The organism is Streptomyces sp. AN091965 (assembly GCF_022698285.1).
Classification (GTDB): Bacteria; Actinomycetota; Actinomycetes; order Streptomycetales; family Streptomycetaceae; genus Streptomyces.
Window position 1 is genome coordinate 6,109,080 of the sequence record NZ_JALDMY010000001.1, and the last position, 13,682, is coordinate 6,122,761.

Sequence of the window (13,682 nt, forward strand, 5' to 3'; positions counted from 1 at the left end):
AAGCCCCCGGCACGCGGGGCGCGCCGGGGGCTCTTGGGCGGATCGGGGCGGGCTCAGCCCTGGTAGGGCTTGGCCTCCAGGATCTTGACCGAGGCGAGCTTGCCGTTCGGCAGCTCGTACTGGGCGTCCTCGCCGACCCGCTTGCCGTTCACACCGGAGCCGAGCGGGGACTGCGGCGAGTACGTCTCGATGTCGTCGCTCGCGTACTCCCGCGAGGCGAGGAGGAAGGTCACGGTGTCGTCCTCGTCGCCGTCGAAGGCGATCGTGACGACCATGCCGGGGGCGACGACGCCGCTCGCGGCGGGCGCCTCGCCGACCTTGGCGTGCTCCAGGAGCTGCGTCAGCTGGCGGACGCGGAGCTCCTGCTTGCCCTGCTCCTCCTTGGCCGCGTGGTACCCGCCGTTCTCGCGCAGGTCGCCCTCCTCACGCGCCGCCGCGATCTTGGTTGCGATCTCGGTGCGCGCGGGACCAGACAGGTACTCAAGCTCTTCCTTGAGCTTGTCGTACGCCTCCTGGGTCAGCCAGGTGACGTTGTCGCTGGTCTGGGTCACAGGTGCTCCTCGTAGGTCCTTGAATACAAAGCATCGCCCTACCCAGAAGGATGTTCCCCTATGGGTGGGCGAAACCACGAGCCTAACAATTTCGGTGCCCGAGGGGGAGGACATATGTCATCAGAGAAGCATTAGCGCTGGTCACTGCCCTGTTTCCCGCGCGTGCCCCGGGCCTGGCGGCCCGCTCGCCGGGTCAGTCCGTGTGGCAGGAGACCAGGGAGGGGCTCGTGGCGCGCTCCGTGGTGCGGAGGGTGACCGTCTTGTCGACGCGTCCGCTGTTCTGGTCGAAGCGGAAGTCCCCGCGGCCCACCTCGGCCCCGTTCTCGGCCTGGGCGCGCAGGGTGCAGTAGCCCTTGGCGTCCGCGTCCTTGCGCACTTCCAGGTGGATCTCGACGGCCTTGTCCGAGACGGCGTCCCACTTGATGATCTCGGCGTTGATCTTCGAGCCCGCGAGGGAGTCGTAGCCGAACCAGCCGACGACGCCGAGCAGCAGGACGCCGAGGACCGCGCCCACGACCTTGAGCTTGCGGTCGGCGCGCTGGTCGGCGGTGAGGGAGGTGCCGTAGCGGCCCTCCGGGGGCCTGGTGGCGGGGCCGCTCGTGTCACGGCCGCTGACCGCGGTCATGCTCGTCCTCCACTGGACACTGGACAGGGGTGCCGGAATTTTCCACCCCCCGGTTCCGTCACTATAGAAGCCGCCCATTGCAGTGGATGACCGAGGGCGCCCTATTCATCGAGGATCGAGTCTTGACTGAGCAGCTGCGACTGATGGCCGTTCACGCCCACCCCGACGACGAGTCGAGCAAGGGCGCGGCCACGATGGCGAAGTACGTGTCCGAAGGGGTGGACGTGCTCGTCGTGACCTGCACGGGCGGGGAGCGCGGCGACATCCTCAACCCCAAGCTCCAGGGCGACACCTACATCCAGGAGCACATCCACGAGGTCCGCAAGAAGGAGATGGACGAGGCCCGCGAGATCCTCGGCGTCAAGCAGGAGTGGCTCGGCTTCGTGGACTCGGGCCTGCCCGAGGGCGACCCGCTGCCCCCGCTGCCGGAGGGCTGCTTCGCCCTGGAGGACGTGGACAAGGCGGCGGGCGAGCTGGTGAAGCAGATCCGCTCGTTCCGCCCGCAGGTGATCACCACGTACGACGAGAACGGCGGGTATCCGCACCCGGACCACATCATGACCCACAAGATCTCGATGGTGGCCTTCGAGGGCGCGGCGGACGGCGAGAAGTACCCGGAGGGCGAGTTCGGCCCGGTCTTCCAGCCGCAGAAGCTCTACTACAACCAGGGCTTCAACCGCCCCCGCACCGAGGCCCTGCACCAGGCGATGCTGGACCGCGGCCTGGAGTCCCCGTACGGCGAGTGGCTCAAGCGCTGGGACGAGTTCGAGCGGGTCGAGCGCACGCTCACCACGCACGTGCCGTGCGCGGAGTTCTACGAGATCCGCGACAAGGCGCTGATCGCGCACGCCACGCAGATCGACCCCGACGGCGGCTGGTTCCGGGTCCCGATGGACGTCCAGAAGGAGGTCTGGCCCACGGAGGAGTACGAGCTGGCGAAGTCCCTCGTCGATACTTCCCTCCCCGAGGACGACCTCTTCGCGGGCATCCGCGACAATGCCTAAATGAGCGCAAGCCTGGCAATGACGCATCTCGTCCCCCTCGCCAAGGAGGTGGACGAGAACAAGGTGACCCCCGGTGTCCTCGGTTTCATCGTCTTCGCGGTGATGGCCCTTGCCGTGTGGCGGCTGATGAAGTCCATGAACCGGCACATGAGCAAGGTCGACTTCAAGGAGGCGCCGGACCCGGCGGCCCCTTCCCGCGAGCCGGTCGACGCCGGTGAGGCCAAGGCCGAGCGGGGCTGACCCCCCGGGGCCCGGGCCGCGGACTCACCGCGAGTGGTCCGCCAGGGAGAGCAGCAGGTGCGCGGACTCCGCCCGCAGATGGTCGGAGTGCGCGCCCGCCGGGCCCCGCCCGCGGACGAACACGTGGCTCGCGTCGACGCTGACGAACCGGTGGTCGAGGACCGCGTGCGGATAGCCGTCGTCCGTGCCCCGCATCCGGATGCCGGAGACGGGCGCGGGCGCCGTGCCGATGCCCGCGTGCCCGATGCCGGTGCGCTTCTCGGCCCGCAGGTGCCAGAAGCCGGTGGCCCGGTCGCCCTGCGCGTACGTCGCCACGACCGGGCCGCGCAGTGGCGCCCCGGCGAGCTCCGTGAACGTCTCGGCGAAGGCGTCGCGCGGCGCGGCCATCTGGAACAGCAGCATCGAGTCCACGGTGAACGGCCGCCCCGGTGGCGCGGGCGTGGACCAGCCCAGCGTGCCGCCCGGCGCCCCGGCCGCCCACTGCACCGCCTCGCAGAGGAAGCGGCAGCCGAAGGAGTGCCCGACGAGGTGCAGATACTGGCCGCCCCGGCCGGCCAGGAGCGGCGCTTCGCGCGGGTCGCCGCGCCGGGCGTCGAGACAGCCGAGCAGCTGCCCGATGACGTCGGCCGCGTGCCCGGCCGTGCTCATGGCGTGCGCGCGGTCGCGGACGCGGCGGTAGCCGCCGAGGGACGGCAGCGACCGGGAAGGCCAGCGGATCAGCACCGGCCAGGGCGCGAAGCCCCGCCCCGCCGCCCCGTCGGGCCGCGTCCCGCCCGCCCCGCCGAGCGCCGGGTACAGCTCCGGCCGCCGTGCGAGCTGTCGCTCCGCCAGGCCCAGGAGCTCGCGCACGGCCTGCCGGGACGACGTGCGCGAGGTCTGCCACCCGTGGACGTACACGACGACGTCCGTCGCCCACGACGGCGGTGTGAGCCGGGCGGCGAAGTGGTCGAGGAGTCCGGGCGGCGGCACGGGGCGCGGCCCGGCGCGGGTGTCCCGCAGCGGCCAGCCGCGCTCGTCGAGGTCGACGACGGCGACCGCGTCGTCCCAGTCGCCCGTGGCGTCCTCGTCGTCCCCGGTCGCCGTCACGCGGTCCGCTCCAGTCTGCTGTCCATGCCGCTGTGCAGCGCGTACGCGAGGCCCAGCGGGTTGTGCCAGGTGTCGGCGAAGTGCCGGGTCAGGGAGTGGGCGATCGCGCCCGCGGTCTCCTCGCCGGTCAGATAGCGGGTGACGAACGCGAGGGCGTACTCGGCGGCGAACCGCTGCGGCATCTCGATCTGCGGCCCCAGCACCCCGCACGCGCCCGCGTCGAACAGGGCCCGGCCGAGATAGGCCAGGTCGGCGTTGCCCGGCAGGCCCGCGTAGCAGGCGTTGAGCAGCACGAAGGGGCGGAAGGGCACGCAGGCGCGCGGGGGCGGGCGGTGGGCGCGCAGCGTGTAGCCGTCGATGGCGAGCTGGTCGGTCAGCTTCAGGACGAGGTACGGGGCCTCGTCGCCGGACGCGGTGAAATGGCCGTGGCACCAGAAGTACATCAGCTGCTCGTCGAGGCTCCGGTCGCGCAGGGCGCGCTCCAGCTCGTCCCGGGTGGTGCGCTCCACCAGGTCGCCGCCCGCGGCGAGGGCCGCCGCGACCTCGGCGGCCCGGGTCAGGCCCGCCGCGTCCACGGCGGTGTCGTGGTTGAGGCTCACGGCCGGGGCCGCGCGGGACGGCGGCTCGCGGTCGTCGGCGACGCACGCGTAGGCGTGGCCGCCGGTCTGCTCGATCTGGTGCCGGTAGCCGAGGAACCGTGCGAACACCGCCGTCAGGGAGGGGTCCTCGGGCTCCTCGGGCACGGCGGGCAGACACAGCATGGGCCACGGCAGGAACAGGTCGGAGTGGAAGCGGACGCGGAGCGGCGCGGCACGGGTCAGCGCGTCCGTGAGGAAGCCGCGGAACAGCTTGAGCGCCTCGTCCTCGCCGCCGAGCAGTACGTCGAAGAGGAGCTGGGAGCCGTACAGGGCGAGCCGGTCGAGCGCGGCGCGCAGCTCGTCCCCCGGCTCGCCGGTGAGGTCGACGCGGCTGGCGTACGGGAAGGGCGCGCCGCGCGGGAGCCCGTCCGCGCCCACCGGCCGCAGCGCCACGAACTCGTCCTTCCACACCCGGCGCAGGCGTGCCGCGAGGGCCCGCACCTCGCCCGGCAGCACCCGCAGCGTCACCGTGTGCTCGGAGCCGCTGACCGCGGGCACGGCGGGCCCGTACATCCGGGCGCTGATCGGCTCGTCCTCGCGCCGCGCGTCGAAGCCGACGACGAGGTCGGGATGGCGGACGACGTGCCGGGGCAGCCGCGTGTAGCCGTGGCTGGGGTCCTGGGTGACGTGGACGGGGAGGTCGTGGGCCATGGGGACTCAGGACCTCCGCAGGGCTTGGGGGGCGTGGCCCGAACGGGGTTCTTCGCCGTCGCTCTCGACGACGTCGATGTACGTCTCGACCTCCTGGAGCACGGTCGCCGTCTCCAGGTGCTCGACGGTGAAGAGCAGCCGGTGCCGGCCCGCGCGCCGGGGCGTGAACAGGAACTCGGCGGCGTCCGCCGCGCGGGGCGAGGGCCGCAGGGTCACCGCGTGCGCGGGCTCGACGTCGGCGCCGGTGAGCGGGGTGGCCCGGACGGTGAGCCAGGGCAGCCCCGAGGACCGGTCCGACCACGCGTGCTCGGCGCCGGGCTGGATCCGCAGCATGATCCGGGACGCGGTGCCCGCGGTGGAGCGGTCGTCGAGGAGGGTGAGACGGACGCGGGCGTGCGTGGCGGGGGACAGGGTGGCGTGCTCGAAGTCCGCGTCGGGTTCGGGGACGGTGAGGCGGGCGGTGAGGGGGATGCGGCCCGGCCCCGCACCAAGCTCTTCCCAACCGGCGCCCCAGCGCGCCCCGGACGGGTCGTCGATGCTCTCGAAGAGGCGCAGTGCCTGGTCCCGTACCACGTGGGTGGCGTGCCCCTCGTACGACCGCTGGGTGGACTGCTCCAAGAGCGTCCACGCGTCGCCGTGGGGACACGCCGCCCGTCGGAACCCCGTCAGGGCCGCGTCCAGCTCCGCCGCCGCGGCCAGCCGGTCCGCGGCGGTGTACGCGGGCAGGGCTCCGAGACAGTGGTCGGCCCAGGCCCGCCCCAGCAGGTCGCGGACGCCGGAGAAGCCCCGGCACGCCTGATCCAGCTTCAGCACGGCTTCCGCCAGGCCGCCCGAGACGGCGTGGGCGATGCCCAGATACAGCTCGGTCCAGCACCTGCCCCGCACGTCCCCGTTCGCGTGGTGCCGCCCCGCCGCCTCGGACAGCATCTCGACGGCCGCCGGGAAGTCGTCGTGGACCAGGGCCGCCTTGCCCAGCTCGGTCGTGGTCCAGGCCTCGCCCTGGAGGTCGCCGAGGCCGGTGAACCTGTTCCGGGCGTCCTCCAGGACCTTGCGGGCCTCCTCCACGTCGCCGCGCAGCAGCCGCAGACGGCCGTAGTGGTGCACGGCCCAGGCCTCGCCGCGCACGTCCCCGCGGACCTGGTGGGCCTCCACGGCCCGGCGCAGGAGCCGGTCGGCGCCCTTCAGCCGCCCCTGGTCGCACTGGATGGCGGCCCGGGTGTGCAGGACCCAGCCGTCCGGGGCGGTGCGGGGGCCGGGTTCGGAGGCCTCAAGGGCGTCGAGCGCGCCGATGGCGAAGGGCAGCTCGCCCAAGTGGCGCAGGGTGACGGCGATTTCCCGGACGGCGCGCGGGGCGCTGAGCCGCTCAAGGGCGTCCAGGGCTTGCTGAGGCGCGCCCGTCTCCCGGATGGCCACGGCCGCCGTGACGCACAGGGGCTTCCACTCGCCGGTCGCGCGCCACAGGGTCTGCTTGGCCCGCAGGAGCCGGAAGAGGCCCTGCTGGGTGATCAGTTGGGGTTCCAGGCGTTCGAGGAGGGCCGGGCCCTCCGGGTCGTCCCGGCGCAGGAGCCGTACCGCCAGATCGAGGTACGCGTCGACGCCGCGGCGCGGGTCCGCCGTCCCGTCGAGCACGGCGCTGGCCAGCGCCCGGTCCTTGGCCGCGCCGCCGTGCTCGAAGCGGCTGCCGGTGCGCCGGTACCAGCCCGGCCGCGTCTGCTGGAGCAGCCCGTGGGCGGTCAGCTCCCGCAGCGCCGCGTCGCGCAGCCGGTCCGTCATCCGGGTGTCCGCGCACAGCGCGCCCGCCACCGTCGCGTCGAACTCGTCGCCCTCCCAAGGCTCGACGGCGATGAGCAGCTTCAAGGCGGCGTGAGTGAGCATCTTGCCCGGTACGTCGGGGGCGGTCGCCGCCACTGCGCTGCGGACCCACCTCTCCCCGGTCCCGTCATGAGGGCGCTGCGAAACGGCCACGACACGGGCCTCGGTGTTCAGGACGAGCTGTTCGGCGAGGAGCAGCAGCTCGTCGCCCGGCTCGCCGTCGGGCACGCCGTCGAGCACCACCGTCCACCGATGCCGCGTGAGGCGTGCGTGACACAGGGCGGACAGCGCCTCGGGCAGCCGCTCGGGCCCGGCCGCCCGGAAGTGGGGCAGCCCGTCCGCCGGGCCGCCCCACGGCGGGTTCTCCTCCAGGGTCTGTTCCAGGAGCCGCAGCAGCAGCCGCTCCGGCGCGGCCACGTCGGTCGGGCCCACCGCGAGCCACACGGGATCGGACCGCCACCGCGACGGCGCGTCCCGGGCGAAGCGCGCGAGCCGGGCCGCGTACGCCGAGGTGTGCAGCGGCTGCGGACCGTGCAGCTCAAGGAGCGCGGGCGCCCCGTGCTCGCGCAGGAAGGAGCGCAGCTCCCGGGGCAGGTCCTGCTCGCGCCGCGGCCCCGGGAAGGGCCCGCGCGCGTCCGGCACCCAGCCGCCCATCGCGCCCACCCCCTCCGACGGCCCCGACCGGTCGACTCCCCACTATCGCGCCCTTACTGAGGGGGCGTCACCGAAACGCCCATGATCTCCCTGGCGTGCCGGTCGGGCGTCATGCCGAGCCGCCACCCCTGCCAGCCGGTCTCCAGCTCCGCCTTCCGCTCCAGGAACAGCTCGTACGCCTCCGTGTAGCCGTCGAGCTTGGCGTCCCGCAGCGGGTGCGCGGCGCGGGTGAGCTGGGCCAGCTCCTCCTGGGCGACGGCGACGCCGACGTCCCAGCCGCCGGGGGACGCGTACGGAAGGAGCGTGGCGCGCAGGAAGTGGGCCCAGTCCTCGCCGCGCCGGTCGCCGTAGGAGGCGAACAGGGAGATGGCGTCGTCGCACAGGGCCAGGGCCGCCTGCGTCCGGGCGTTGCCCGCGTCGATGACGGCGAGTTCCAGGCACGTCCAGCCCTCGCCGTGGGCGACGCCGATGCGCTGGAAGTCGGCCCGGGCGTCGACCAGGAGCTGCCGCGCGAAGCCGGAGTTGCGCAGCGAGCCGGTCTGGGCGGCGCGCTGGTCGCGGGTGACGCGGGCCGAGTGGTGCCGGGCGCACGCCAGGCCGTAGACGTCCCGCATGCGGGAGAACATGGTGCGGGCCCGCTCGAGGTCCCGTACCGCCTGGTCGAGGGCGCCGGTCTCCTCCAGGGCCTGGCCCAGGTAGTAGAGGGACCAGGCCTCGCCGCGCGCGTCCTCGTTGTCGCGGTGCCGGGAGACCGCCTGGCGCAGGCCGTCGACCGCGGGGGACGGGTCGCCCGCGACGAGCCGGGCGCGGGCCAGCTGGGTGAGCGCCCAGGCCTCGCCGCGCGCGTCCCGCGTGCGCCCGTACAGCTCGATCGCCCGGCGCAGTTCGGTCTCCGCGCGCGGTACGTCGCCCATGCGCAGGCACACCTGGCCGAGCTGGAAGTGCGCCCAGGCCTCGCCGTGCACGGACCCGCTGTCGCGGTGCAGGTCGAGGGCGGTGAGCAGCATCTCCTGCGCCTCGGAGAGACGGGAGCGGTCGCGTTCCACGGCGGCGAGCGCGTGCAGGGTCCAGCCGCGGTCGCCCGCGAGCTCGTCCGCGACCTGGAGGTCGAGGGCCTCGCGGAGCCGGGCGGCGGCCTCCGAGAGGTTGCCCTGGTGGTGCAGGGTGATGCCGAGGGAGCCGAGGGCGCGGGCCGCGCCCGCGTCCTGGTGGGCCTCGAAGTACAGGTCCACGACCGAGGTGAGCGTGGACCTGGCCTGGTCGAGCTCGCCCAGGTGGCGGGCCGCTATGCCGGTGCGCCACTTCACGTTCCGGCCGAGCAGGCCCTGGTCGACCGTCTGCGCGAGCTCGCTGATCTCGCCCAGGCGGTACAGGTCGCCGCGCAGCAGGCAGTAGTCGCACAGCGCGCCGAGCAGGCCGAGCACGGCCCGGGGCTCGACGCCCTCGGCGTGGCGCAGGGCCGCGGTGATGAAGCTCGACTCGTCGTCGAGCCAGCGCAGCGCCGCGTCCAGGGAGGTGAAGCCGTGCTGCCCGAACTGGTCGGCGCGCGTGGACGTCTTGCCGTCGACGAGGCGGATCACGGAGTCGGCGAGCTCGCCGTAGCTGACGATGAGACGTTCCTGCGCGGCGCTGCGCTCGGCGGGCTCCTCCTCGTCGGCGAGCCTGGCCTGGGCGAAGGAGCGGACGGTGTCGTGCAGCCGGTAGCGGCTGGCGCGCACCTGGTCGAGGAGGCCCGCGCGGGACAGGGCGGTGAGCTGCCGGGCCGCCTCCTGCTCGTCGGCGCCGAGCAGCGCGGCCGCCGCCGCGGTGCCGAGCGAGGCGCGCCCGGCGAGCGCGAGGCGGCGCAGGAGGCGGCGCGCGGCCTCGGGCTGGTCGGTGTAGCGCAGCCACAGGGTGCGCTCGACCGGCTCGACGGGACCGTACGCGGCGAGGTCGGCGACCAGCGCCTCGGGGGTGCGCGGCCCGAGCGCGGAGCCCGCCACGCGCAGCGCCAGCGGCAGCCCGGCGCACAGCTCCCGAAGCCGGTCCAGGGACTGGGCGTCGTACGGCTCCGGCAGGTCCTGCGCCACCTGCCGGATGAGCTGTTCGGCCCCGGCGTCGTCCAGCGCCAGGACCGCGATCTCGTGTACGCGCGCGGGCAGGTCGGCGGGCAGGTCGAGGGGTCCGCGGGCGGTGACGAGGACGAGGCTGTCGGAGCGCTCGGGCACCAGCGTGCGCACCTGCTCGGGGTCGCTCGCGTCGTCCAGGACGATGACGACCTCAAGGCCGGTGAGGTGCTGGTGGTAGAGCTCGCTGAGCCGCTTGACCTGCTGCTCCTGCGTCGAGCGCTCACGGAAGAGGAGCTGTTCGCGCGGGGCGCCCAGGCGGTTCAGGAGGTGCAGGAGCGCGTCGCGCGTGGACAGCGGCGGCGTGTCCGGGCTCTCGCCGCGCAGGTCCACCACGCAGGCCCCGCGGAACTGGTCCTTCAGGTCGTGCGCGGCCCGCACCGCGAGCGCGGACCGGCCCGCGCCGGGCGCGCCGTGCAGGACCACCACCGTCGGCCGGGTCCGGGTGCTGGCCCGGGCCGCGTGCACCCACTGCGCGATCTGCCCGAGCTCGGCCCGTCTGCCCGCGAACTCGCCCTCAGGCTGCGGCAGTTGTGCGAAGGACTGCTCAAGGACGGTGCGCCGCCGCGCGGCCGCGCTCTTGTCGGCGCCGCGCAGCCGGGGCGCCCGCTTCTGCTGTCCGGAGCGGGCGCCGCCGACCCCGCCCGCCGTCGCCGCCGTGAGCACCCGCTGCTGGTCGAGGAACGGCCGGATGCCCCGCACCTCCAGGGCCGTCAGCCACTGGAGCCGGAGCTGCTCGGGTCCGCCGGGCTGGTGGACGGTGCCCGCGTGCCGCTGCGCCGCGGGGACGTGGGACGCGGTCACCTTCACCACGGTCGCGGCGAATCCGGCGACCGCGACGGCCCCGCCCGCGCCGAGCGCGGTGCCGCCGCCGGTGCCGAGCACGAGGTCGGCCACGCATGCGGCCACCGCGGCGACGGCCACGACGAGCAGGGGCGTCCCGGCGGCCTCCTTCGCATACCGCTGACCGAACGTCAGCTGTCCGGCGGCCGACTCGTCCAGGGCCCGCGTGTACGCCGCGTACTCCTCCGCCGCCGTCTGCTCCATGGCGTCGAGGGAGGCCCGTGCCCGGGAGAGCAGCACGTTCCCGTCGGTGCGGCCGCCGGTGCGCCGGACCTCTTCCTCGACCGCCCGTGCCAACAGGCGCTCGGCTTCGGCCCGGTGGCTGTCCCGCATGTGGTCCCCCTCAAAGAGGAGCACGTGACACCGCCGTCGCGCGTGCCCGTGCCCGCGTACCGTCGCGCGGCACGTGTCACGCACCCCGCCCTGCACGGGTGCACGTACCCCGTCACCTCTACATGTACGTGTCAGTGTCCTGCGAACGCGCGACGGGTGCGAGGGAGAGCGCGGATCGGGCGCCGCGTACGCGAGGATGGGGGCATGGCGAACCGACTGGCCCACGAGACGTCCCCCTACCTCCTCCAGCACGCCGACAACCCCGTCGAGTGGTGGCCCTGGTCCGCCGCCGCGTTCGCCGCCGCCCGCGAGCGCGGCGTCCCCGTCCTCCTTTCGGTCGGGTACGCGAGTTGTCACTGGTGTCACGTCATGGCGCACGAGTCCTTCGAGAACGGTGCGACGGCCGCCCTGATGAACGAGAACTTCGTGAACGTCAAGGTGGACCGCGAGGAGCGTCCCGACGTCGACGCCGTCTACATGGAGGCCGTGCAGGCCGCCACCGGGCAGGGCGGCTGGCCCATGACCGTCTTCCTGACGCCCGACGCCGAGCCCTTCTACTTCGGCACGTACTTCCCGCCCGAGCCGCGCCACGGCATGCCGTCCTTCCCGCAGGTCATCGACGGCGTACGGCGGGCCTGGGAGGACCGGCGCGCGGAGGTCACCGAGGTCGCCGCGAAGATCGTCAAGGATCTGGCGGAGCGTCAACTGACCCTCGGTGACGACCGGCGGCCCGGCGAGGAGGACCTCGCCAAGGCCCTGCTCGGTCTGACCCGCGACTACGACGAGCGGCACGGCGGCTTCGGCGGCGCGCCCAAGTTCCCGCCGTCCATGGTCATCGAGTTCCTGCTGCGCCACTACGCCCGCACCGGCGCGGAAGGCGCCCTCCAGATGGCCGCAGACACCTGCGAGCGCATGGCGCGCGGCGGCATCTACGACCAGCTCGGCGGCGGCTTCGCCCGCTACTCGGTGGACCGCGAGTGGGTCGTGCCGCACTTCGAGAAGATGCTGTACGACAACGCGCTGCTGTGCCGTGCCTACGCCCACCTGTGGCGCGCCACCGGATCCGAACTGGCCCGCAGGGTCGCCCTGGAGACGGCCGACTTCATGGTCCGCGAGCTGCGCACGAACGAGGGCGGCTTCGCCTCCGCGCTGGATGCCGACAGCGCCGACGCCACCGGCCGCTCGGTGGAGGGCGCGTACTACGTCTGGACCCCCGAGCAGCTGCGCGAGGTCCTCGGCGACGCGGACGCCGAGCTGGCCGCCGCGTACTTCGGCGTCACCGAGGAGGGCACCTTCGAGGAGGGCGCCTCCGTCCTCCAACTGCCGCAGGGCGACGGGGCGGTCGCCGACGCCGAGCGGGTGGCCTCCGTGCGCGAACGCCTCCTCGCGGCCCGTGCCCTGCGCCCCGCCCCTGGCAGGGACGACAAGGTGGTCGCCGCCTGGAACGGCCTGGCCGTCGCCGCGCTCGCCGAGACCGGCGCCTACTTCGACCGGCCCGACCTGGTGGCGGCCGCCGTCGGCGCGGGCGATCTGCTCGTCCGCCTCCACATGGACGACCGGGCCCGGCTCGCCCGCACCTCCAAGGACGGCCGCGTCGGCGCCAACGCCGGTGTCCTGGAGGACTACGCCGACGTCGCCGAGGGCTTCCTCGCGCTCGCGTCGGTGACCGGCGAGGGGGTCTGGCTGGACTTCGCGGGCCTGCTCCTCGACCACGTCCTGGTGCAGTTCACCGACGAGGAGACGGGCGCCCTGTACGACACGGCCGCCGACGCCGAGCGCCTCATCCGGCGGCCGCAGGACCCCACCGACAACGCGGCGCCCTCCGGCTGGACCGCCGCCGCAGGGGCGCTGCTCACCTACGCCGCGCACACCGGGGCCGCACCGCACCGGCGCGCCGCCGAGCGGGCCCTCGGCGTGGTCAAGGCCCTCGCGCCGCGCGCGCCGCGGTTCATCGGGCACGGGCTCGCCGTCGCCGAGGCCGCGCTCGACGGGCCGCGCGAGGTCGCCGTGGTGGGGGCGGTGGACGGCCCGATGCACCGGGTCGCGCTGCTCGGCACGGCGCCCGGCGCCGCGGTGGCCGTCGGCCCCGCGGACGGGGAACTGCCGCTGCTCGCGGACCGGGTCCCGGTGACGGACCGGGAGACGGCGTACGTGTGCCGGGACTTCGTGTGCGACCGGCCGACGACGGACCCGGCCGAACTGGCGGCGGCCCTCGGCGCGCTGCGCTGAGCCGCCGCGCCGAGCCGCCGCGCGGCCCCGGGCGGTCACGGGCGTGCCCCGGACGGTGAAGTGCCGCCCGGGGATGCCTGCCGATTGTCCTGCTTCTGTCACGGCCGGGGCCGAGCGGCCACCTTGTGCTCCTTGTGTGACCATCGGCGTGATACCAATACGGGCGTCGCAGTGGCGTAAGGAGCCGCTGTGAATGTTTGGCATCGTTCTGTCAGTTGGCCCCACTAGGGGCACCGGGGGAGAGGTACTCACCGCAGTGAACCGCATGACGCGTACGACCGCCGCAGCCCTGGGCACGGCCGGGCTCATCACCGCCGCCCAGCTCGGCCTCGCCGGCACCGCCTCCGCGGCGGGTGACGCCACCCAGCGCACCGCGTCCGCCGACAAGCCGAGCAGCGCCGCGCCGTTCGCCAAGGCGACCAGCTCCGGCTGCCCGATCGACATCGTCTACACCTCCCGCTTCTACATCGGCCAGGGCGGCTGGGTGACGGGCAACGGCCTGTACTTCGGCATCAAGAACAAGAGCAACAAGAAGTTCACGAACGTGAAGTTCACGGTCACGAACGTCAAGAACATCCGCTTCGGCCGGGCGACGGCCAAGGGCGGCAAGATCACCCACAAGACGTCGCGGTCCATCACCGTCCTCGACAAGTCGTTCAGCGGCAAGGCCAAGCTGGGCGTCCAGGTCCGCACCCGGCTGCTGAACAAGAACAGCTACAAGGTGAAGTTCCAGGTCCGCGGCAACGGCTGGAACTGCGCCGTGAACCAGGGCACCTGGGGCAACTAGCCCGTAACGCGAGACCGGGGTTCGAAAGGCGGCGGCCTTTCGAACCCCGGTTTTTGCGTGTCAGGGGCCTGTGTCAGCGCCCCGAAGGGTCGCGGGGAACGGCGCGGGCAACCACCGAACGCCC

General features: G+C 73.8%; 10 protein-coding genes. 4 read left to right on the top strand and 6 right to left on the bottom strand.

Annotation, left to right across the window (positions count from 1 at the left end; all coding sequences use genetic code 11):
* Positions 1-53: 53 nt before the first annotated feature.
* On the bottom strand, positions 54-551 hold the full coding sequence (greA, locus tag MQV74_RS26115; protein WP_242721932.1) for a transcription elongation factor GreA: 498 nt from the start codon (positions 549-551) through the stop codon (positions 54-56).
* 193 nt (positions 552-744) lie between these two features.
* A complete protein-coding gene (locus tag MQV74_RS26120; protein WP_242721935.1) occupies positions 745-1,176 on the bottom strand; it encodes a DUF4307 domain-containing protein in 432 nt (143 codons plus the stop codon).
* A gap of 122 nt (positions 1,177-1,298) precedes the next feature.
* On the opposite strand from MQV74_RS26120, the gene mca reads away from it, so the two are divergent.
* A complete protein-coding gene (gene mca, locus MQV74_RS26125) occupies positions 1,299-2,180 on the top strand; it encodes a mycothiol conjugate amidase Mca (RefSeq protein ID WP_242721937.1) in 882 nt (293 codons plus the stop codon).
* Positions 2,181-2,420, top strand: a complete 240-nt coding sequence (locus MQV74_RS26130) for a hypothetical protein (RefSeq protein ID WP_242721940.1) — start codon at positions 2,181-2,183, stop codon at positions 2,418-2,420.
* Positions 2,421-2,444: 24 nt separating this feature from the next.
* On the opposite strand, the gene MQV74_RS26135 is transcribed toward MQV74_RS26130, so the two are convergent.
* Genes MQV74_RS26135 through MQV74_RS26150 form a run of 4 tightly spaced genes read right to left on the bottom strand, consistent with a single transcriptional unit; the run spans position 2,445 to position 10,542 of the window.
* Positions 2,445-3,506, bottom strand: a complete 1,062-nt coding sequence (locus tag MQV74_RS26135; protein WP_242721943.1) for a hypothetical protein — start codon at positions 3,504-3,506, stop codon at positions 2,445-2,447.
* Entirely contained in the window at positions 3,503-4,795 is a 1,293-nt protein-coding gene (locus tag MQV74_RS26140) for a CHAT domain-containing protein (protein WP_242721946.1), read from the bottom strand. Before MQV74_RS26140 ends, MQV74_RS26135 begins: the two co-directional genes overlap by 4 nt.
* A 6-nt stretch (positions 4,796-4,801) precedes the next feature.
* Complete coding sequence (locus MQV74_RS26145) at positions 4,802-7,261, bottom strand: tetratricopeptide repeat protein (RefSeq protein WP_242721948.1); 2,460 nt, start codon at positions 7,259-7,261, stop codon at positions 4,802-4,804.
* A gap of 53 nt (positions 7,262-7,314) precedes the next feature.
* Positions 7,315-10,542, bottom strand: coding sequence for a tetratricopeptide repeat protein (locus tag MQV74_RS26150; protein ID WP_242721963.1), 3,228 nt, complete (start codon positions 10,540-10,542; stop codon positions 7,315-7,317).
* Positions 10,543-10,746: 204 nt separating this feature from the next.
* Here MQV74_RS26150 and MQV74_RS26155 point away from each other — a divergent pair, with 204 nt between their 5' ends.
* Complete coding sequence (locus tag MQV74_RS26155; protein ID WP_242721967.1) at positions 10,747-12,771, top strand: thioredoxin domain-containing protein; 2,025 nt, start codon at positions 10,747-10,749, stop codon at positions 12,769-12,771.
* A gap of 265 nt (positions 12,772-13,036) precedes the next feature.
* On the top strand, positions 13,037-13,558 hold the full coding sequence (locus tag MQV74_RS26160; protein ID WP_242721970.1) for a hypothetical protein: 522 nt from the start codon (positions 13,037-13,039) through the stop codon (positions 13,556-13,558).
* Positions 13,559-13,682: the final 124 nt, after the last annotated feature.

Coding starts and splice junctions, on each gene's coding strand:
- MQV74_RS26130 (WP_242721940.1), top strand. CDS start 2,181: ATGAGCGCAAGCCTGGCAATGACGCATCTCGTCCCCCTCGCCAAGGAG.
- MQV74_RS26155 (WP_242721967.1), top strand. CDS start 10,747: ATGGCGAACCGACTGGCCCACGAGACGTCCCCCTACCTCCTCCAGCAC.
- MQV74_RS26140 (WP_242721946.1), bottom strand. CDS start 4,795: ATGGCCCACGACCTCCCCGTCCACGTCACCCAGGACCCCAGCCACGGC.
- MQV74_RS26160 (WP_242721970.1), top strand. CDS start 13,037: ATGACGCGTACGACCGCCGCAGCCCTGGGCACGGCCGGGCTCATCACC.
- MQV74_RS26120 (WP_242721935.1), bottom strand. CDS start 1,176: ATGACCGCGGTCAGCGGCCGTGACACGAGCGGCCCCGCCACCAGGCCC.
- MQV74_RS26150 (WP_242721963.1), bottom strand. CDS start 10,542: ATGCGGGACAGCCACCGGGCCGAAGCCGAGCGCCTGTTGGCACGGGCG.
- MQV74_RS26145 (WP_242721948.1), bottom strand. CDS start 7,261: ATGGGCGGCTGGGTGCCGGACGCGCGCGGGCCCTTCCCGGGGCCGCGG.